Source organism: Pseudomonas sp. NFACC45, from assembly GCF_900113505.1.
Taxonomy (GTDB): domain Bacteria; phylum Pseudomonadota; class Gammaproteobacteria; order Pseudomonadales; family Pseudomonadaceae; genus Aquipseudomonas; species Aquipseudomonas tehranensis.
In genome coordinates this window covers 129,753-150,080 of record NZ_FOPO01000012.1, presented here as the reverse complement: position 1 = coordinate 150,080, position 20,328 = coordinate 129,753, and the positions used below count along the sequence as shown (strand labels likewise).

Here is a 20,328-nt window from a genome sequence, read left to right as displayed (position 1 = left end):
GGTCGAGCAATCTGCCGTTTGGGCAACGGTTCGGTTGGCGCAGACTGACTCAGGCTAATCGGGCTCTCTTGTGCAAACACGCAAGCGTCTGCACCGGGCCTTCAATAATGCGATGGTCGCATCGTTAGCCCACTAAATTAACCCAGGATTAAGCAAAACGCCCTGCACAATCCTGCACAAATGATCCTTGTGCGAAGTGTGCAGGGCGCTCGGGAAAGCCAGGTTCAGTACCGATTGGGCTCCATTTCCAGATCGACCTGAAAACGTTCGGCAATGTCTTTCTGGATACGCTGGGCCAGATCCAGCAATTGCGCACCGGTGGCGCAGCCGTAGTTGACCAGCACCAAGGCCTGCAACTTATGCACCCCGGCGTCGCCTTCGCGAAAGCCCTTCCAACCGGCGCGCTCGATCAGCCAACCGGCGGCGATTTTCATCTGCCCTTCGGGTTGTGGATAAGCCACCAGATCCGGGTATTGCAGCTTGAGTTGCGCGACATGCGAAGCCGGCACCAGCGGGTTCTTGAAGAAACTGCCGGCATTGCCCAGCACGGCCGGGTCCGGGAGCTTTTCACTGCGAATGCTGCAGATGGCCCGGCTGACATCCGAGGGAGTCGCCTGCTCGATGCCCAGTTCGGTCAACCGCTGGCGGACCGGACCGTACTCCAGATGCAGATGCGCGGCGCGACTGAGGGCAAAGCGCACCCGCAGGATCAGCCAGCGACCCGCTTGCTGCTTGAACAGGCTGTCGCGGTAGGCGAAGCGGCATTCTTCGAGGGTGAAATCGCGCTGCTCACCGGTTTGCCGATCCAGGGCGGTGAGGCCGGCGAACACATCCTTGATCTCCACGCCGTAGGCACCGATGTTTTGCATCGGTGCAGCCCCCACCGTACCCGGGATCAGGCTGAGGTTTTCCAGCCCCGACCAGCCTTGGGCCAGCGTGTACTGGACGAAGGGGTGCCACGGTTCGCCTGCTTCGGCTTCGATCAACACCCGCTCGCCCTCATCGCTGAGCAGACGAATCCCTTGGCTGGCCATGCGCAACACCAGCGCGTCGATATCACCAGTCAGCAGCAGGTTGCTGCCGCCACCGATCACCAGCAACGGCACTTCATTGGCGCTGGCATAGGCCAGCGCCTCGCGAACATCTGCATCGTTGTGAGCTTCGGCGAATAACCGGGCGCTGACGTCCACGCCAAAGCTGTTGAACGGCTTGAGACTGACGCCGGCCCGCACCTGGAAGGTCATAGCCGGCCCTTCAATTCGATCACCAGGCGGTCCGTGGCTCGCTCGATCAGGTCCAGCACTTGCTCGAAACCCTGTTCACCGTCGTAGTACGGGTCCGGCACGTCATCGAGTTCAGCCTCGTAGCGGCGCAGGAACAGATCCAGTTCGGCCCTGCCATTGCTCGGTTGCAGGGCTTTTAGATTGCGCAGGTTGCTGCCGTCCATCGCCAGGATCAGGTCGTAAGTGGCGAAATCGGCCCGGCTGACTTGGCGGGCACGCTGGGCCGACAGGTCATAGCCGCGTCGCAGGGCCGCAGCCTGGCTGCGCTTGTCCGGGGCCTTGCCGACGTGCCAGTCACCGGTGCCGGCGGAGGCGACTTCCACCTGCTCGGCCAGCCCGGCCTCGCGCAGCTTGTGCCGCAGGATGCCTTCGGCGGTGGGTGATCGGCAGATGTTGCCGAGGCAGACAAACAGAACCCGCATCAGGCCTCCAGCAGGCGACGAACGCGCTCGAGGTCTTCCACGGTGTCGACGCCGGTCGGCGGAGCAATCAGCGCATCGGCGACGTGGATTCGCACGCCGTGCCACAGGGCACGCAATTGCTCCAGGGATTCGGTGTTTTCCAGCCAGCACGGGCCCCAGGCGACGAAGTCCTGAAGGAAACCGGCGCGGTAAGCGTAGATGCCGATGTGACGGCGGTACGGCACGCCGTCCGGCATCGCGTCGCGACTTTGCGCGAATGCATCACGCGCCCAGGGCAAGGTGGCGCGGCTGAAGGTCAGCGCCAGGCCATTGAGATCGCTGACGACCTTGACCACGTTGGGGTTGAACAGGGTTTGCACATCCTCGATCGGCTCGGCCAGGGTGGCCATGCGCGCTTCGGGATGGACTGCCAGATTGTTTGCAACCTGATCGATCACACTGGGCGGGATCAACGGTTCATCGCCCTGCACATTGACCACGATGGCGTCGGGTTCCAGGGCCAACTTGGCGGCGACTTCGGCCAGACGGTCAGTCCCGGAGTTGTGATCCTCGCGCGTCAGCACCACTTCGGCGCCAAAACCCTTGCACGCCTCCACGATGCGCGCATCGTCGGTCGCCACTACCACGCGCTGGGCGCTGCTTTTGCAAGCCTGTTCCCATACGTGCTGGATCATCGGCTTGCCGGCGATCAACAGCAACGGCTTGCCGGGCAGGCGCGTCGAGGCAAAGCGCGACGGAATGACAACGGTAAAGGCTGCGGTCATTTATCCAAGCGCTCGTCGGTGGTCAGGGTACGGGCCTCGCTTTCGAGCATCACCGGGATGCCATCGCGAATCGGATAGGCCAGGCCGGCGCCTTTACTGATCAGCTCGGTTTTGTCGGCGCTGAGTTTGAGCGGGCCTTTGCAGACCGGGCAGGCCAGAATGTCGAGCAGTTTGGTGTCCATGATATTTCCCTGGATAAATGTTTTAGGGCAAAAGCCGGTCCGGCAAAAGGCGCATCAACTGGGTGTCGAACCAGTCCGCGAAAGCTGGCGACGGCGCGGCGTCCACCGCCAGGTACCACCAGTCGGGGGCGGCAAAGGCACGGCATTTGACCGCGTCCTTTTCCGTCATGACCACCGGCAGCGATGGCGTGAAACTCAATGCCTGGGCGCTGTATTGGGCGTGATCGGCAAACCCGTGCGGTATAGGTCGCCAGTGTAGCGTTTCGAGGGTCTTGAAGAAACGCCGGGGATTGCCGATGCCGGCCACGGCATGCAGGGCCTGGCCGGGCGGAAAATGGTCGAGTGGCCGTCGTTCACCGCTGGCCAGGTTCACCAGGGCTGTGGGACGCAACTCGAAGGCATAGCCGTCTTCGCGGTCGGCGCTGGCGCCGTTGTACAGCACGGCATCGACCGTTTGCAGACGCTCCACGGGCTCCCGCAGCGGACCGGCAGGCAGACAACGCCGGTTGCCCAAGCCCCGGGCGTTGTCGATCAGCACCAGCTCAAGATCCCGCGCCAGGCGGTAATGTTGCATGCCGTCGTCGGACAGGATCAGGTCCAGCGGTTGAGTCTCCAGCAGCGCCCGCACCGCTCGACTACGATCCGGATCGATCATCAATGGCACGCCGCTGCGCTGGACAATCAGCAGTGGCTCATCACCGGCGACGTCGGCGCCCTGCCCGGCTTCGACTCGCCAGGGCAAATGGGGTGGTTTGGCGCCATAACCCCGGCTCACCACGCCGACCCGCAGGCCACGGCGCTGGCAATGCTGGATCATCCACAGGATCAATGGGGTCTTGCCGGTGCCACCCACCGTGATGTTCCCCACGACCACCAGCGGCACAGGCGGTTGGTAAATCTCACCCTCGCCCGCCAGAAAACGCTCGCGTTTACCCATCACCACCCGCCGGTACAACCACTCCAGTGGCCGCAACAGCGTCAGGGCCGGGTGACCTTCGTACCAGGCGGCAAGCAATCGATCAGACATGGCCATCAGGGTGCCGGCGCCGCCTCGACGGTGGTCATGCGCAGATGGCTGAAGCCGAGCTTGCCGGCCGCGTCCATGGCGGTGATGACGGATTGATGAGGGGTCTTGCCGTCGGCGCTGATGGACAGCGGCAGGCTGGTGTCGCCGCCGGACTCCTTCTGCAGCGCATCGATCAGGCTCGCCAGGTCGCTCTTGGGCAGCAACTGATTGTTCACCGAAAACGTCCCTTCGGCACTGATCGTGACTTCCAGGTTCTTGAGTTGCTGGTCTTCGGCAGGCGAGCCGCTGACCGCTTCCGGCAGCTCCACCTTGAGCTGGGTTTCCCGGGTGAAGGTAGTGGTCACGACGAAAAACAGCAGCAGGATGAACACCACGTCAATCAGCGACGCGAGGTTGATCTCGACGGTTTCCCGTGGTTTGCGGCGGAATTTCACTTCTTGCCCTCGGCCAGGTCCACGTCACGGTCGCCTTGCACCACCTCGACCAGCTTGATGGCTTCCTGCTCCATGCCCACCACCAACTCATCGATGCGCCGTTGCAGGAAGCGATGGAAAAACACCGAAGGAATCCCCACCATCAACCCGGCGGCCGTGGTGATCAAGGCCTTGGAAATCCCCCCTGCCAGCACCGAGGCATTGGCGGTCATGCCTGCGCCGGTGAACGAACTGAAAATGTCGATCATGCCCAGCACCGTGCCCAGCAGGCCCAGCAACGGGGCCATGGCGGCAATGGTGCCCAGGGCATTGATGTAGCGTTCCAGCTCATGGATGACCCGGGCGGCGGCTTCTTCGATGCATTCCTTCATGATCTCGCGACCATGCTTGGAGTTTGCCAAGCCCGCGGCGAGGATTTCACCTAACGGTGAACTGGCCCGCAGCTCCTTGAGCCGGTCCTTGTTCAGTTTCTTGTCCTTGATCCAGACCCAGACCTGACCGAGCAAATGCTCCGGGGTCACCCGGCTGGCCCGTAGGGTCCACAGGCGTTCGGCAACAATTGCCAGTGCCACGATGGAACTCAGAATGATCGGCAACATCATCCAGCCGCCGGATTTGACCAATTCCCACACAGTGACAGCCCCCTCGAAAAAGTGCGCCACTTTATCATACAGACGCACCTTGCAGACCCGCCCCGCCGATTACACCGTCATGGAAGATGACCCGGGTCAAGGTTGCGGCCATGGTCCCGCAGACGGCGGGTCGCGCCAGTAGCGCCGTTGGCCGGCCTGCAGGTGCGGTGGTTCGAAGGCCCCCAGTTGCAGACGAATGGCACCCTGTTCGGCACTGTCGTAGATCGCCATGCCCAAGCGGCGATAGCGAGCCATGACCCGCGGATGAGGATGACCGAACGCATTGCCCTGGCCCCGGGAGATCAACACCGAATGGGGTTTGAGCCGTGACAGCAGCAACATCGACGATGAACTGCGGCTACCGTGATGGGGCGCCGCCAGCCACTGGACCGGCACCGCCAGAGGCCCGTCGAGCAACGCGCGCTCGGCATGGCTATCGATGTCTCCGGTGAGCAACAACCGCTCACCGCCCGCCTCGACCAGCAGAACGCAGGATCGCTGGTTGCTTTCAAGGGCGGATGACCATTGCCACAGCTCGAACCTGACCCCGTCCCACTCCCAGCGCGCACCACTGTCGCACGCATCTGCCTGCAAAGTGGCAGGCAACGCGGCCGGGTCTCCACTGACCACCCGGACCGTTGGCAACCCGTTGCGCACCGCTTGGGCGCCTCCGGCGTGATCGGCGTCGGCATGGCTGAGCAGCATCAGGTCCAACCCGGTTACGCCCAGCTTGCGCAAGGTGGGCAGCACGACGCGCTCACCCGCGTCGGCCTCGCCAAAGCGCGGCCCCGCGTCGTAAAGCAAGGCATGGCGACGGGTGCGTACCAATACCGCCAACCCTTGGCCCACGTCCAGTTGCCAGATTTCGGCGTGCCCCGGGGGCACTTCCTCGCGCGGAGGAAAAACCACCAGCAGCAACATGGGCCAGCCCAGTACCCGCAGCGGCACGCCTTTGGGCAGCAACAGTAATAAAGCCCCAAGAGCGGCCATGCACCATGCCCATACGGGGATAGCCGCAGGCACCCATGCCGGTATTCGCCCGGCCACCAGCGCCAACCCCTTGAATAGCAGATCGAGCAACCCGCCGGCGATCCAAAGCAGCCCTTCACCCACGAACGGCACCGGCAGCAATGCCGTACCGAGCAGCGCCGGCGGCAACACCAGCAAGCTGACCCAGGGCACCGCCACCAGGTTCACCAAAGGGCCGCTGAGGCTGATCGGCAAACCCAATATCAACAGTATCGGGCACAGTCCGACTGCCACCAGCCATTGAGCACGGGTCCAGGTTTGCCACCAGCGCCAGGGGCCCAAGCGTGCGCCGAAAGTAAACATCAGGATCGCCACCGCGGCGAACGACAGCCAGAACCCCGGCCGCAGACTGGCCAATGGATCGAACACCAGCACCCCATTAAAAGCCAGCAGCCACGCCCACCAGGGGTCCGGATGCCGGTAACGCAAACGCCACAGCAGCACCAGGCCGATCATCGTGCAGGCGCGCCGCACCGGTACTTCGAAGCCAGCGAGCAAACCGTAGCCCAGGGCCGCGACAAAGGCCAACGCGCAGGCCCAGGGCAACCACGGCAGACGCGCCGGCCACATGCCATAGCGCGCCGCACCTGCCACCAGCAGGTACACCAGTGCGGCAAGCAGACCGATGTGCTGCCCGGAGATCACCAGCAGATGGACCGTACCGGTGTCCTGCAGTACTTGCCAGTCATCACGACTCAGCCCGGCGCCATCCCCCAGAACCAATGCCGCCAGCGCCCCGGAACGGCCCTGGGCATCGACTTGCGCCAGCGCCTGACGCACGCCGTCGCGCCAGGCACCTTGGGCAGGTTGCCGGAGATGACCGTCCTTGACCGTGCCAGTCGCGCCGATGCCCCGGCTCAACAGCCAGGCCTGGTAATCGAAGCCATGGGGGTTCAGTAGTCCGGTGGGGCGTTTGAGCTTCACCGCCAGTCGCCAACGTTCGCCGCTGCTCACAGGCGGTCCACCGAACCAGGCCAGACGCATCGACGACGGCAGCCGTGTGCGGCGAGAATGGGCATCGGCCAGTTCGAAGCGCACCACACCCTCGTTATATTGCGGCAAACCGACGACACGCCCTTCGACCCAGCGGGTTTCTCCGTCCAGTGCGGCAGACAACCGGTCGTCCAGGGCCAGTTGCGCCGACAGACAGGCCCAAGCCAGCCCAATCAGGAAGAAACCCAGCGGATGAGTTCGAAACGGCAAAACCATCAGCGCCAGCACGGGCATGACCGCAATCAGCCACAGCGGCGGCAGCGCCGGGCAAAAAACCGGGGTCAGCAGCCCGAGTGCAAGCGCGACCATCCCTGTGCGCATAAGCCTGTCCTTGAGAGTCTTCTCTTCAGGCATAGTCGGTCTACGGCACGGTGCGCGTTAACAATTGTCACAAAGTCTGAATCAGTCCGCCGTAGAATGCGGACATACTTGCGGCCTCACCGCTTTGAACCGACCGAGAAGCCTTATGCCCCGGCGCCTTTTCAAACGTTACATGCCTGACCCAGCGAGTATTCGGGAACATAAGTCCTTACGTTTTCTCGGTTCCTTGCTGCACGACCCCAACCTTTGGCACCTCAACCGACATTCAGTGGCACGCGCCATGGCCGTTGGTCTGTTCGCGGCCTTTTTGCCGATTCCTTTGCAGATGCTGCTGGCCGCGGCGCTGGCCATCACGGTGCGCGGCAACATACCGATTGCGGTGAGCTTGGTTTGGCTGACCAACCCCATCACCATGCCCGCCGTGTTTTTCTGCACCTACCAGACCGGGGCCTGGTTGATGGATGTGCCTGCCCGCACGTTGCCGGATGAGCTGACCTGGGAATGGATCACCAACCAGTTGTCTACCTTGTGGCGGCCGTTTCTGCTGGGGTCGGTGGTGACGGGCCTGGTGCTCGGCGCCCTGGCCTATTTCATGACCATGATCTATTGGCGCTGGTGGGTGGCGCGGCAATGGAAACGGCGCAAGAAAAGCCGGATGTGAGATACCAAAAGGCCTCCACTGAATGGAGGCCTTTTTTTGCGCTTCAATGTGGGAGCGAGCCTGCTCGCGATAGCGGCATATCAATCAACACACCTGCTGGATCAGGTCCGCATCCCCCGCCCACTGACCAGTAACCGCGCGCACCCCACATAAAGCACTAGGGTTGCCACCAGCATGAAGGTGATGGCGATGCTGATCTTGATGTCCGAAACCCCGAGAATGCCGTAGCGAAACGCGTTGACCATGTGCAACACCGGGTTGGCCAAGGACACGGTCTGCCAGAACGGTGGCAGCAGGGAGATCGAGTAGAACACTCCGCCCAGGTAAGTCAGTGGCGTGAGCACGAACGTCGGGATGATGGAAATGTCATCGAAGTTGCGCGCAAACACGGCATTGATGAACCCCAGCAGCGAAAAGATCGTGGCGGTGAGCACCACCACCAATATCGTCACGCCCAAATGGTGCACTTGCAGATCGGTGAAGAACAGTGACAACAAGGTCACGATCAAGCCCACCGCCAACCCGCGCAGTACGCCGCCCAAGGTGTAGCCGATCAGGATCGTATGGGGCGAAACCGGCGAGACCATCAGTTCCTCGATCGAGCGCTGGAACTTGCTGCCGAAGAAACTCGAGACCACGTTACCGTAGGAGTTGGTGATCACCGACATCATGATCAGTCCCGGTACGATGTAGTCCATGTACGTGAAGCCACCCATGTCGCCGATCTGCCGACCGATCAGGTTGCCGAAAATCACGAAGTACAAAACCATGGTGATGGCCGGCGGCAGCAGGGTCTGCGGCCAGATCCGCATGAAACGGCGGACTTCGCGATAAACGATGGTATTGAGGGCGATGAGGTTGGGTCGCAGTTCGGAACTCATACCGCCACCTTCGCCAGATTTTTCTCCACCAGAGACACGAACAACTCCTCGAGGCGATTGGTTTTGTTGCGCAGGCTCTGCACTTCAATGTTTTGCAGCGCCAGTTGGGAGAACAAGCCGGTAATACCGACGGCTTTATCCACCTGGACTTCCAGTGTGTGATGGTCCACCAGCCGGGCCGGATAGCCGATCAGTTGCGGCGCGGTCTTCAGATCGTTCTTCAGGTCCAGCAGGAACGTCTCCACATGCAGTTGGCTGAGCAACTGTCGCATGCTGGTGTTCTCGACGATGGTGCCGTGGTCGATGATGCCGATGTTGCGGCACAGCTGCTCGGCCTCTTCCAGGTAATGGGTAGTGAGGATGATGGTGATGCCTTTCTGGTTCAGCTCGGTCAGAAAGGTCCACATCGACCGACGCAGCTCGATGTCGACGCCCGCGGTCGGCTCGTCAAGAATCAGCAGGCGCGGTTCATGGACCAGGGCACGGGCAATCATCAGGCGCCGTTTCATGCCGCCGGACAAGGAACGGGACGGCATATCGCGCTTGTCCCACAAACCCAATTGCGTCAGATACTTCTCGGCGCGCTCATTGGCGATCTTCGGCGGGATACCGTAGTAACCCGCCTGGGTCACGACGATGTCGAAGGTCTTTTCGAACTGGTTGAAATTGAATTCCTGGGGCACCACGCCGATGCAGCGCTTGAGCGCAGCGGGCTCACGGTCCAGGTCATGACCGAAGATATTCACCGTGCCGCTGGTTTTGTTCACCAGGGTGGAAAGAATGCCGATGGTGGTGGACTTGCCGGCACCGTTGGGACCGAGCAAAGCGAAAAAATCACCTTCGGCGACGTCCAGATCGATACCACTCAAGGCCTGGAAACCGTTGCCGTAGGTTTTGGTTAGCTGCCGGATGGACAGAGCGGAACTCATATCGGATTACGCACCAAGAAGGGGAAGAAACAATTAGATAAGGGCGCACGGCGAGCAATACAACCACGGCGCACGAAGGCAATGGTGCGTGGCGTCGCCGCACAAGTACAGTCAAGCGTGTCGATAGTAAGTATTAAGTCAACGCGGTCATGACCGCCTTGCGATAGGCCGGACGCTGCTGCAGCCGGGCGTACCAGGCCTGCAGATGAGGCAGCGCAGCCCGCTCGATGGGCATCTCGAACCAGGCATAAATGAAACTGCCCAAGGGAATATCGCCCATGCCGATTTCATCCCCCGAGAGGTAGGGTTGCTCGCTCAACGTCTGGTCTGCCATCGCCAACAAGCCATCGCAGACCTTGATCGCCACATGGATGGCCGCCCAGTCCTGCTGCTCGGCGGGAGTGCGCAAGACGCCCCAGAATACGGTGCGAAACGGATCGGCAAACGAGGAAGTGGTCCAGTCCATCCATTTTTCAGCCCGGGCCCGAGCCTGGGGATCGGCCGGATACCAGGCCGAACCCGGAGCATGGCAAGACGCCAGATAACGCACGATGGTGTTGGACTCCCAAAGCACGAAACCGTCATCTTCGATCATCGGAACACGGCCGTTGGGGTTCTTGGCGCGATACTCGGGCGTGTCCACCACGCCGAACGCCCCCCCGGCGTCGATAGCCTCGTAGGCCAGCCCCAGTTCCTCGGCGCACCACAGCGCCTTGCGCACATTCGATGAGTTTTTCCGACCCCAGATCTTCAGCATCACGGCTTGCTCCGATGGATAAATGCCGCAGCAGCATACGCCGGATCAGCCGCGACTCAAATCGCCCTGCATGTCGCCAAGCAGGGGCGGCAGTTGCTCGCCGAACAGGTGCGGGTAGCATTTTTCCAGGTGCTGGAAGAAGAACGCTTCGGGCACATCGGCGAATTGGCCGTGGTCGGTGACGTACTCCATCAGCTTGGCGCCCTGGCGATTGAACGGGTGGAAAACGCTGTCTTGGAGGCCATCGAATTCCAGGGGTGCCACATCGAACAACTCACACAAACCTTGATTGAAGGCCGGCGTGGCCTTGACCCAGCGCTCGTTCAGGTAGAGCTCGGTATAACCGTGCATGGCGAACACATCACTCTTGAGCAATTCCAGCAGGCGCGGTGTGGACAAGTGATTGCGCACATCCGCCAGACCGATGCGCGCCGGGATACCACAATGACGGGCGCCGGCGGCCAGTAAGGTCGCCTTGGGCACGCAATAGCTTTCGCCGCTGAGCAATGCATAACTGCCCCGCAAGGTGGCAGGATCGCGACTGAAGGTGTAGGGGTTGTACCGTACCGCCTCGCGCACGGCGTAATACAGACTGACCGCCTGGGCCAGCGGGTCGCCATCGGTGCCACGGTGGGTTTCGGCGAACTCAATGACCGCAGGGTGATCGCTGTCGATGAAGCGGCCGGGGTTCAGGTATTGCTGCATAAATGGAGGCCTCTGGAGAAACATCACCGTCGGTAGGAGCTGTCGAGTGCAACGAGGCTGCGATCTTTCCCCAGACAATTGAATCCTGAGCGAAAGACCGACAGATCAAGAATCAAAAAATCGTCCGAACGCGGCCCCAGCCTTCGGCAGCTCCTACAGGAGAGCTTGCCACGAGTTTATCCACAGCCCTCCCCCAGCGATAACGGCATTCCGGCCAAACAATGGCGCTTTCTCACTTTGTTAACGAACGATTTCCCACGGCTGTTGCCAACCAGACTGGCGCAATGCATCCAGGGTTTCCCACGAAATCAATCACATCGCGCCGACCGCCGGTTTTGCAGATGCCGTCTAAGCTCTGAGGGTCGGTTTTGCCCTGGTTCACGGAGGATTACTTATGCTGTTGTTGTGGATACTGGTTCTGGTCGTCGGGAAAGCCTGGCTGGCGCATCGGCGCACCGCCCCGCTGCCCGCGCTGGGCATCATCGCGGTCTACCTGCTGGCCATGAACCTCTTCAGCCCCGCTCCCGGTTGGCTGATGCTGATCTTCTGGGTCGTGCTCGCCGCCGTCGCGGCCCCACTGCTGCTGCCGGACCTGCGCCGCAAGTATTTCAGCGCGCCGATGTTCAACTGGTTCCAGAAGACCCTGCCTCCCATGTCAGAAACCGAGCGCGACGCCATCGACGCCGGTACGGTGTGGTGGGACGGTGAACTGTTCAGTGGCCGGCCGGACTGGGATACGCTGCTGGCCTACCCGAAGGTGCAACTGACCGAGGAGGAACAGGCTTTCCTCGACGGCCCCACCGAAGAGCTCTGCGCCATGGTCAGCGACTGGCAGATCGGTCAGGCCATGGACCTGCCACCCGCCGCCTGGGCACACATCAAGGAGCACGGGTTCTTCGCGCTCATCATCCCCAAGGAATATGGAGGCAAGGGCTTCTCCGCCTATGCCCACTCCCAGGTGGCGATGAAACTGGCCACCCGTAGCGGCGATCTGGCTTCCACCGTGATGGTCCCCAACTCCCTCGGCCCGGCCGAACTGCTGCTGCACTACGGCACCGACGAGCAACGCAACCACTACCTGCCACGGCTGGCTCGTGGCGACGATATTCCCTGCTTCGCCCTGACCGGGCCGCTGGCTGGCTCCGACGCCGGGGCGATGCCCGACACCGGCATCATCTGCAAGGGCCAATGGCAAGGTCAGGAAACGGTGGGCCTGCGCCTGAACTGGGAAAAGCGCTACATCACCCTCGGACCGGTAGCCACCCTCCTCGGCCTGGCCTTCAAGGCCTATGACCCCGATCACCTGCTGGGGGATGAAGAGGACCTGGGCATCAGCCTCGCGCTGATCCCCACCGACACCCCTGGCGTCAATATCGGCCGTCGTCACCTGCCCCTTGGCGCCGCTTTCATGAACGGACCGAACTGGGGCAAGGACGTGTTCATCCCGCTGGACTTTCTCATCGGCGGCCAGCCCATGCTCGGCAAGGGCTGGATGATGCTGATGAACTGCCTGTCGGTCGGCCGGTCGATTTCCCTCCCGGCGGTGGGTACCGGGGCGGCGAAGTTCACCAGCCTGGTGACCGGCCAGTACAGCCAGGTACGCGAGCAGTTCAACGTGCCATTGTCGGCCTTCGAAGGTATTCAGGAGGCCATGGCCCGTATCGGTGGCAACGCCTGGATGATGGACGCCGCCCGTATGCTGACCGCCAACGCGGTGGATCTGGGAGAAAAACCTTCGGTGCTGTCGGCGATCCTCAAATACCACCTGACCGAGCGCGGTCGCGAATGCATCAGCCACGCCATGGACGTGCATGGCGGCAAGGGCATCATCATGGGGCCCAATAACTACCTGGGGCGTAGTTGGCAAGGTGCACCGATCTTCATCACGGTCGAAGGCGCGAATATCCTGTCACGTAACCTGATGATCTTCGGCCAGGGTGCGATTCGCTGCCACCCTTTCGTGCTCAAGGAAATGGCCTTGGCCACGCGACAAGACAAAGACCAGGCTCTGATCGAATTCGACGGGTTGTTGCTCAAACACATCGGTTTTGCCATCAGCAACGCCGCCAGCACCCTGGTGCTGAACCTGGGCCTGGGGCGTTTCGAAAGAGCCCCCGGCAACGCCTTGAGCCAGGGTTATTTCCGCGCCCTCAACCGGCAGGCGGCGGCATTCGCGCTGCTGGCGGACCTGAGCATGATGCTGCTGGGCGGCGAACTCAAACGTCGCGAACGCTTGTCGGCGCGCCTTGGGGATGTATTGAGCAACCTCTACCTCGCCTCGGCCGCGCTCAAGCGCTACCACGACCTGGACTCGCCGGACCACATGGAACCGCTGTTCACCTGGGCCATGGAAGAAAGCCTGGGCCAGGCTGAGCGGGCCCTGGACGAACTGCTGGACAACTTCCCGAACCGGGTGCTGGGTGGTCTGTTGCGCGGGGTGGTATTCCCCTTCGGCCGCCGCCACAAAGGTCCGAGCGACAGGCTGGACGCAGAAGTGGCCGCGGTGATCGGTCGGGGCAAGGGCGATCCGACCCTCGAGGAGCTGCTGCAGGGTTGCTATCGCCCGCAATCGGTCGACGATCCGGTGGGTGCACTGCAGCACGCGTGCGACCTGCTGGTCGCGGCTCATCCGCTGCACAAGAAACTGCACGGTGCGCTCAAACAGGGTCAGCTGACCCCCGCCCCTGGCGAACAGGTCATCGACGCGGCCCTCGAAGCTGGCGTGCTACAGGCCGGCGAGGCCCAGACCCTGCGCGAGGCCGAAGCGGCCCGACGTAAAGTGATCGACGTGGATGATTTCGACAAGGAGGAACTCACGCTCGCCGAGGACAAGGTCCGTTGATCCTGGCGACCCTGTGCTCTGTGCCATGTAAAAACGGGCGCAAGCGCTTTATACTCCTGCGCCCGTTTTGCTCTTGAGGACTTATCTCGTGTCCAACGTCGTTGCCGATCACCTTGTCTTGCTTGACCACTTGCGCAGCATCCTGGTCGCCGTGGGTGAGGCAGACCAGGTTCCCGAAGAAAGCCATGCCCTGTTTCTGGAGCGCTTCGACGAATTGCGCGCGCAGTTGCCCGTTGATCCGATCGAAAGCCAGTACCTGGGCCAGGACCTGATGTGCCAGGTGATCGTGCGTTATCCACAGATCGCCCACCTGGTGCCTCGTGACCTGCTGTGGTACTTCGCCGGTGACTGCCTGCATTACATGCCCGACGAAGAAATCGCCTTGTACCAGGCTCTGGAAGAACGTCGTTTCGAAGCCGAACAAAACGACGAACCCTTCGACTGGAACCAGGAAAAGCAATTGCTGGCGATGTCGGATCAGGACAGCAAGCACTGATTGCGATCAGTCATGCCAAGGCCCGCACGGTTAATCCGGCGGGCCTTTTTTGTGGCCCGCCTTGTTCAAAGTGGGCTCTTTCGCCAGGCACTCCACCAGATAATCAATGAACACCCGCAACTTCGGCGGCAGGTAGCGGGTAGGCGAATGCAGCAGCCACAACCCACCCTGGTAGGAGGCCAGGAACGTCCAATCCGCCAGCACCTGTACGATCAACCCTTGCTCCAGCGCATGACGGGCGGTGAAGTACGGCAAGCTGCCGATGCCAATGTGCTGCAAGACAGCCTCCAGCCGCACGCCCGTATGATTGGCGGCATAGCGTCCACGCACACCCACGTGGACGGACCGGGTGCCTTTCCTGAATTTCCAGCGAGCGTCGTGTGGGGTTTCTCCCAGGTAGATGCAGCTGTGCTCCAACAGGTCATGGGGATGCTCGGGGATGCCGTGTTCGGCCAGGTAGCGCGGCGTGGCGCAGAGCAGGTGGTCAATGGTCAACAACTGACGTCCCACCAGCCCGACCGGCGGCTGGTCGGTGATCCGCAGAGCCAGGTCAACATGATCGTCGATCAGATCGACCTGCCGATCCTCCAGCAGTAACTCCACATCGACCTTGGGGTAACGACGCAAGAATTCGGGTATGTGGGGATGAATGACAAAGCGCCCCACCGCCTTGGGCACGCTGACCCGGATCCGCCCCTCGGCTTCATGGGTGAACTGGCCGCTGATTTCCATCACCGAGCGGGCGGCGGCGACCATCTCCCGACAACGCTTGAACACTTCCTCCCCGCCATCGCTCAAGCGCAGCTTGCGCGTGGTGCGTTGCAGCAAGCGGGTGGCCAAGGCTTTTTCCAGACGCGAGATGCTTCGGCTGACAGCCGACGGGGACAAGCCTGACTGCCTGGCCGCTTCGGAGAAACTGCCGGTCTCCACGACCTTGACGAAAATGGCCATTTCGGCGAGCAAGGCCAGTGATTGATTTGTGCTCATGGCGCAAAAGCTCTATGAAATTTCAACGGATTATCACCCATTCCCACACAACTTATAATCCCGCACACATTCCGATGCGGGTATGGAATATCCGCGCCTGAGCCTTTTCTCTTTTTTTATCGGTCATCGCCGCGATGCCGCGCCCTGACCGTTCGGAGTTGAAATGCTATCGAGCTACCTTGGCGAATTCCTGGCCCTGGCCACCGTCCACTTTCTTGCGGTGGTCGCACCCGGCCCTGATTTCGCCGTGACGATCCGCCAAAGCGTCCGTTTTGGCCGCTGGATCGGGATCTGCACAGCGCTGGGCATAGGCGCCGGCATCTCGGTACATGTGATCTACACCTTGCTCGGCGTAGGTGCGCTGATGCACACCTTCCCCTGGTTGCTGATGGTCGCCAAGGTGGTGGGGGGTGCCTACATTCTTTACCTGGGGGTCAGCCTGCTGCGCAGCCAACCCAAATCCACGCTTGAAGGCGTACACAGCAACGATCAAGACACTACTGGGCAAACGCCATTCAAAGCGTTTGTCACCGGGTTTCTGACCAACGCCACCAACCCGAAAGCCACGCTGTTTTTCCTGGCCATCTTCACCACGCTGATCAGCACCACCACACCGCTGCAGATCCAGGCGTTGTACGGGCTCTGGATGTGCCTGGTGAATGCACTGTGGTTTGTCCTCGTCGCGTTGTTTTTTTCCAGCGCCCGAGTGCGGGAAGTGTTTATGCGCATGGGACATTGGTTCGAACGGAGCATGGGCGTCATCCTGATTCTTTTTGCCGGACGGTTGATCCTGTCCCTGTAAACACGCCCTCAAAATCAAACAAAAGACAAATTATTGACGGAGACTTTACCGAGAATTTCCCTCCCGTCACTTTTTAGTCGTTTTTTTCGTTTATGGCGTGGCGCTTTGCCATGCATGAACTACCTTCAAAAAGAAGCGGGCACGGCGGTGAATAAATCACCCCTAGGGCGACCCGATCAACACCGGTCACCCTGCTCGTCACCCCGCTATCGCGGGGCTCAAAAAGTTTTTTCGAAAGCTGCCTGCCATTCAGTCAGGCCGGTGGGATGCGCTCGCTTGTAGCGACGAGGCGGTCACCGCCGCCACTCAATGGTCTGGTGCAATACAAGGGGCAGCCCGGGCCCCTTAAGTGATCCGAGGCATTTGTTAAGCCTAGGGACGGCCTCTCTGTCGAGGATCACTTCATGAGCTATCGTACCCCGCCCGCGTTAAAGCAATTGATGCATGGCCTGTTCTGGATCGGCCTTGGCCTGGAAGCGGCCCAGGCCGCAACGGCAAACTGTTCTCAGTTGGACAATTTGCCAGCGACCTTCGAGGTTGGCCAAGGGCTTCAGAATGAATTGCGTATCCTGGCCCCCGTGACGAAACTGGCGGTGGGTGACCCGAAAATTGCCGACGTGCAACCCAGCGGTAGCGACGCCTTTATTCTTACAGGCCTGGCGCCCGGCGCTACCAGCCTGATGGTCTGGACGGCCTGCTCGAAAAACCCGCGCCAGAGCATGATTTTCGTCAAAGGCAGAGCCACTGCGGCACTGACCAGCGCAGCGAGCGTGCCCTCCGAAGACCCTATGCTGCTCGCCCAGGTGCAGACCGACATCCGTTTCGTCGAAGTCAGTCGGACCAAGCTCAAGGAAGCTTCGACCTCTATTTTCGGCAGCCGTGGCAACTTCCTGTTCGGCGCGCCGAGAACCCTGCCCACCATCGGTGGCGTGGTGCGGCCTTCATTGCCGGTCAACAACGACATGTTCAACCTGTCCTTTGCCACCGGACAAACCCTGCTGATGATCAATGCGCTGGAAGGCAGTGGCTTTGCCTACACCCTGGCGCGGCCGAGCCTGGTGGCCCTGAGCGGGCAGAGCGCGAGCTTCCTGGCCGGCGGCGAAGTGCCGATCCCGGTGCCCAGTGCCGGCAGCGACAACGTGTCCATCGAGTACAAGGAATTCGGTATCCGTCTGACCTTGACGCCCACCGTCGTCGGAACCAACCGCATCATGCTCAAGGTCGCACCGGAAGTCAGTGAGCTGGATTTCACCAACGCGGTGAACATCGCCGGCACACTGGTTCCGGCGCTCACCGTCCGCCGTACCGATACCAGTATTGCCCTGGCCGATGGCGAAAGCTTTGTCATCAGCGGCCTGATCAGCACGCGCAATGCCTCTCAGGTGAACAAATTACCGGGGCTGGGTGATGTTCCGATTCTCGGTGCGTTCTTTCGCGATAATTCCATCAATCGCGAAGAACGCGAGCTGCTGATGATCGTCACGCCGCATCTGGTCCAACCGTTGGCCGCCGACGCACAACTGCCGACGTTGCCGGGCGAACAGCTGCGCAATTACGACCCGAACTTCTACCGCATGTACTTCCTTGAAAACGGCGAGTTCGACAACCGTAACGGGCTGTCCCAATGAGCCGGCGCCTGAAGTGCAGTCGTCCACGTGTTCAACCTGATACGAGGGGGCATTCAATGAAAGCGGTGATCGCGATAGCTGCAACGGTGCTGCTGGTCGGCTGCGCCAGCAACGGCGTGGCTTCACGCCCGACCAGTTGCGCCAAGCCCGGCTCCGATCAGGAACTGGCGCTGAACCTGGCTGATGACATGGCCAATGACGGACGTTTGTATGCAAGCTTGGCGAACCTCGAAGGGCTGCCGCAAGATCTGGTCCAGGTCCGTCTGCGCAAGGCGCGCGTGCTGCGCCTGATGGGACGGAACGAGGCAGAGCCGTTGTACCAGAGCCTGCTCGGCACTTGCCTGGCCGCCGATGGCGAGCATGGCCTCGGCCAGTTGGCTGCCGCCAGACAGGATCATGCTGGCGCCACTGAACACCTTGAGCGCGCTGTGAAAATGTCCCCCACCGAAGGGAAAATCCGCAATGACCTGGGGGTTGTCTATCTCAATCAGCGACGGATCCCCGAAGCCCGCTTCGAGTTCATGACCGCCATGGAGCTCAGACAGTCAGACTCACTGGCCGCCTTCAACATGGTGACGCTGCTGATTTACCAGGACAACTGGAAGCAGGCAGCCGAACTGGCAAACATGGCCAACCTGAGCCCCAAACAAGTGGCGGATGCTCAAGCCCGGGCGGAAAAAATCAGAGGTTCGGCCCCTATCGGGGCGACATCTCCCGTGAACCGTTTGAGCGATGTAGCCGACGCCTCATCCGATGCGGTCAAGTAGAGCCTTACGAGGAGTCCAAGAGATGAAAACCAGACAACTGTTGATCGTGTGCATGACTTGCCTGTCCACCACCGCCTGGGCCATTGAACCAGGCCCCTCTTCGGCTGCGCAACAGGGCACGGAAAGCTGGATGCAGCTGCAGATTCGCGGGGTGGTGGCCTCAACCCACCTGCAAACCGCCTCGGCCACCGAACGGGAATTGGCCATGCAGCGCTGGCTCAATAGTTTCAATTACCCGATCCCGGAATTCTTCGAACAGGACTCGGGTGGGGAAATCACCAGCAGCAACTGAAACACAGTGGAAAAACAAAAGATCGCAGCCTTCGACAATGCCTACATCCGATCCGGTGTAGGGCTTTTCGAAGGCTGCGATCTTTTGTTCTGCCTTGCATCAAGCTGAACGCGCCTGGTTGTGGCGAAGGGATCTATCCCCGCGGGGTTGCTCAGCCCTCCAGCAAATCCCCACTCAACTGAGTCATGCGCGGGTCCGGCCAATGGGGGGTACTCCGTATTCCGGTTTTCAGGACCGCCACGCGTCCCAACAGGGATCAATCCCCTCGCCACGGGTTGGTATTCGGTTGGGTATGGACGTTCAGGTGAGGATCTTTGTGTGCCCGGCGGGGTGTTGACTGTCAGGTGATAACCCTTGCGTGCCTGTCTGAGTGTTGGCTTTCAGGCTGTCACTATCGTGGCAAGGGAGCTTGCTCCCGCTCGGGTGCGCAGCAACCGCAAACCGGGGCCGCTGCGCTGCTCGAGCGGGAGCAAGCTCCCTCGCCACAGGCTTGTACAACCGGGACCGTATGTCCCTCTACATATTTCCAAAGGCCCTGAACACGCCGATCATGGCCGGGCCGATGGCGACCAGGAAGAAGCTTGGCCAGAGGCAGAAGATCAGCGGAAAGATCAGCTTGGTGCCGATCTTGGCCCCCATTTCCTCGGCCGCCTGGGTGCGCCGGTCACGGAACTCATCGGCGTAGATACGCAGGGTGTCGGCCACGCTGGTACCGAAGCGGATGCTCTGGGCCAACAGGCTGACCAGGCCCTGGATATCCTCCAGACCGGTGCGCAGGGCCAGTTGCTTGAGCGCGTCGGTGCTGGTGATACCTGCGCGGATCTGCGCGTTCACCAAGGCCAGCTCTTCGGCCAGCTCAACCTGGCTGACCGACATCTCTTCCGCCACCCGTTCTATGGTGGTGGGCAGGGCCAGGCCTGACTCGACGCACACCACCATCAGGTCCAGCGCATCGGGAAATGCCGCCCGCAGCCGCGCTTGTCGCGCCTGCTTGCGCTTGCCGACGTACAGCGCCGGCAGCAACCATCCAATACCCGCCATCAAGGTCGCCACCAGCAAACCGACAATCAAGGACACCTTGATCAGCGGCAGCAGCAGTAACGTAACGCCAAGCAGCAGTAACGGCAGCATCAGGCGCACGGCCCAATACATCTGCACCGCCGACGCGGAACGGTAGCCGGCGTGGGTGAGCAGGGTCAGGGTAGCGCTGGCCTGGGTCGGGTCAGTCGCGGCGAAACGCTGGCCGACCCGCTCCAGCAAGAGTTGCAGGTTACCTGGCGCCTCCTGCCCTTGCGCACTGCCGGAATACCCCCGTTTGATCAGCGCCAGACGCCGTTGCACCGGATCCTGCAGGCCGAGCATCAGCAGGATCATGGCGACGACCGCCAGTACCGTACTGAGGCCGATCACGGCGATGAACAACAGCCGTGCCATTTCTTCGCTTCCGGTAAACCGACTGAACAACCCGAGCAGAAAATCCATGACTGATACCTC

At 61.2% G+C, this 20,328-nt stretch carries 21 protein-coding genes; 7 read left to right on the top strand and 14 right to left on the bottom strand.

The window, feature by feature from the left end:
- Positions 1-224: 224 nt before the first annotated feature.
- The 8 genes from murB to BM132_RS21930 all read right to left on the bottom strand — a co-directional run bounded on the left by murB (position 225) and on the right by BM132_RS21930 (position 7,087).
- Positions 225-1,244, bottom strand: coding sequence for a UDP-N-acetylmuramate dehydrogenase (murB, locus tag BM132_RS21965; protein ID WP_092458716.1), 1,020 nt, complete (start codon positions 1,242-1,244; stop codon positions 225-227).
- Positions 1,241-1,705 carry a low molecular weight protein-tyrosine-phosphatase gene (locus BM132_RS21960; protein ID WP_092400061.1) on the bottom strand — a complete coding sequence of 155 codons (465 nt, stop codon included), beginning with the start codon at positions 1,703-1,705 and terminating at the stop codon, positions 1,241-1,243. Before BM132_RS21960 ends, murB begins: the two co-directional genes overlap by 4 nt.
- Positions 1,705-2,469: a 3-deoxy-manno-octulosonate cytidylyltransferase gene (gene kdsB / locus BM132_RS21955; protein ID WP_092458714.1), complete on the bottom strand. Its 765-nt coding sequence runs from the start codon at positions 2,467-2,469 to the stop codon at positions 1,705-1,707. The genes BM132_RS21960 and kdsB overlap by 1 nt, the downstream gene beginning before the upstream one ends.
- Positions 2,466-2,651, bottom strand: a complete 186-nt coding sequence (locus BM132_RS21950) for a Trm112 family protein (protein WP_003179363.1) — start codon at positions 2,649-2,651, stop codon at positions 2,466-2,468. The genes kdsB and BM132_RS21950 overlap by 4 nt, the downstream gene beginning before the upstream one ends.
- Positions 2,652-2,673: 22 nt before the next feature.
- Positions 2,674-3,684 carry a tetraacyldisaccharide 4'-kinase gene (lpxK, locus tag BM132_RS21945; RefSeq protein ID WP_092400065.1) on the bottom strand — a complete coding sequence of 337 codons (1,011 nt, stop codon included), beginning with the start codon at positions 3,682-3,684 and terminating at the stop codon, positions 2,674-2,676.
- Positions 3,684-4,112: an ExbD/TolR family protein gene (locus BM132_RS21940; RefSeq protein WP_047228182.1), complete on the bottom strand. Its 429-nt coding sequence runs from the start codon at positions 4,110-4,112 to the stop codon at positions 3,684-3,686. Before BM132_RS21940 ends, lpxK begins: the two co-directional genes overlap by 1 nt.
- On the bottom strand, positions 4,109-4,744 hold the full coding sequence (locus BM132_RS21935) for a MotA/TolQ/ExbB proton channel family protein (RefSeq protein WP_177193368.1): 636 nt from the start codon (positions 4,742-4,744) through the stop codon (positions 4,109-4,111). The genes BM132_RS21940 and BM132_RS21935 overlap by 4 nt, the downstream gene beginning before the upstream one ends.
- Positions 4,745-4,840: 96 nt before the next feature.
- The gene (locus tag BM132_RS21930; protein ID WP_092458712.1) at positions 4,841-7,087 is read right to left on the bottom strand and encodes a DNA internalization-related competence protein ComEC/Rec2; all 2,247 of its coding nucleotides are present in this window, start codon (positions 7,085-7,087) and stop codon (positions 4,841-4,843) included.
- A gap of 145 nt (positions 7,088-7,232) precedes the next feature.
- On the opposite strand from BM132_RS21930, the gene BM132_RS21925 reads away from it, so the two are divergent.
- The gene (locus BM132_RS21925) at positions 7,233-7,748 is read left to right on the top strand and encodes a DUF2062 domain-containing protein (RefSeq protein ID WP_092458710.1); all 516 of its coding nucleotides are present in this window, start codon (positions 7,233-7,235) and stop codon (positions 7,746-7,748) included.
- A 101-nt stretch (positions 7,749-7,849) separates the two neighbouring features.
- Here BM132_RS21925 and BM132_RS21920 read toward each other — a convergent pair whose 3' ends face one another.
- The 4 genes from BM132_RS21920 to BM132_RS21905 all read right to left on the bottom strand — a co-directional run bounded on the left by BM132_RS21920 (position 7,850) and on the right by BM132_RS21905 (position 11,020).
- Entirely contained in the window at positions 7,850-8,629 is a 780-nt protein-coding gene (locus tag BM132_RS21920) for an ABC transporter permease (RefSeq protein ID WP_092458708.1), read from the bottom strand.
- Positions 8,626-9,558 carry an ABC transporter ATP-binding protein gene (locus tag BM132_RS21915; protein WP_092458706.1) on the bottom strand — a complete coding sequence of 311 codons (933 nt, stop codon included), beginning with the start codon at positions 9,556-9,558 and terminating at the stop codon, positions 8,626-8,628. The genes BM132_RS21920 and BM132_RS21915 overlap by 4 nt, the downstream gene beginning before the upstream one ends.
- 133 nt (positions 9,559-9,691) lie before the next feature.
- Positions 9,692-10,315 carry a glutathione S-transferase family protein gene (locus BM132_RS21910; protein WP_092458704.1) on the bottom strand — a complete coding sequence of 208 codons (624 nt, stop codon included), beginning with the start codon at positions 10,313-10,315 and terminating at the stop codon, positions 9,692-9,694.
- A 45-nt stretch (positions 10,316-10,360) separates the two neighbouring features.
- A complete protein-coding gene (locus BM132_RS21905; protein WP_092458702.1) occupies positions 10,361-11,020 on the bottom strand; it encodes a transglutaminase-like domain-containing protein in 660 nt (219 codons plus the stop codon).
- Positions 11,021-11,414: 394 nt separating this feature from the next.
- On the opposite strand from BM132_RS21905, the gene BM132_RS21900 reads away from it, so the two are divergent.
- Together BM132_RS21900 and BM132_RS21895 are read left to right on the top strand one after the other, a co-directional pair.
- Entirely contained in the window at positions 11,415-13,862 is a 2,448-nt protein-coding gene (locus BM132_RS21900) for an acyl-CoA dehydrogenase (RefSeq protein ID WP_092458700.1), read from the top strand.
- A gap of 88 nt (positions 13,863-13,950) precedes the next feature.
- On the top strand, positions 13,951-14,358 hold the full coding sequence (locus tag BM132_RS21895) for a PA2817 family protein (RefSeq protein ID WP_047228173.1): 408 nt from the start codon (positions 13,951-13,953) through the stop codon (positions 14,356-14,358).
- Positions 14,359-14,388: 30 nt separating this feature from the next.
- On the opposite strand, the gene BM132_RS21890 is transcribed toward BM132_RS21895, so the two are convergent.
- The gene (locus tag BM132_RS21890; protein ID WP_092458698.1) at positions 14,389-15,345 is read right to left on the bottom strand and encodes a LysR family transcriptional regulator; all 957 of its coding nucleotides are present in this window, start codon (positions 15,343-15,345) and stop codon (positions 14,389-14,391) included.
- A 163-nt stretch (positions 15,346-15,508) separates the two neighbouring features.
- On the opposite strand from BM132_RS21890, the gene BM132_RS21885 reads away from it, so the two are divergent.
- The 4 genes from BM132_RS21885 to BM132_RS21870 all read left to right on the top strand — a co-directional run bounded on the left by BM132_RS21885 (position 15,509) and on the right by BM132_RS21870 (position 18,834).
- Positions 15,509-16,147: a LysE family translocator gene (locus BM132_RS21885; protein ID WP_092400083.1), complete on the top strand. Its 639-nt coding sequence runs from the start codon at positions 15,509-15,511 to the stop codon at positions 16,145-16,147.
- Between the two features lie 404 nt (positions 16,148-16,551).
- Positions 16,552-17,775, top strand: coding sequence for a type II and III secretion system protein family protein (locus tag BM132_RS21880; RefSeq protein ID WP_092458696.1), 1,224 nt, complete (start codon positions 16,552-16,554; stop codon positions 17,773-17,775).
- Between the two features lie 56 nt (positions 17,776-17,831).
- Complete coding sequence (locus BM132_RS21875; RefSeq protein ID WP_092400087.1) at positions 17,832-18,542, top strand: tetratricopeptide repeat protein; 711 nt, start codon at positions 17,832-17,834, stop codon at positions 18,540-18,542.
- Between the two features lie 22 nt (positions 18,543-18,564).
- Entirely contained in the window at positions 18,565-18,834 is a 270-nt protein-coding gene (locus BM132_RS21870; protein WP_092400089.1) for a DUF3613 domain-containing protein, read from the top strand.
- Positions 18,835-19,350: 516 nt separating this feature from the next.
- On the opposite strand, the gene BM132_RS21865 is transcribed toward BM132_RS21870, so the two are convergent.
- The gene (locus BM132_RS21865) at positions 19,351-20,316 is read right to left on the bottom strand and encodes a type II secretion system F family protein (protein WP_092458694.1); all 966 of its coding nucleotides are present in this window, start codon (positions 20,314-20,316) and stop codon (positions 19,351-19,353) included.
- Positions 20,317-20,328 lie beyond the last annotated feature (12 nt).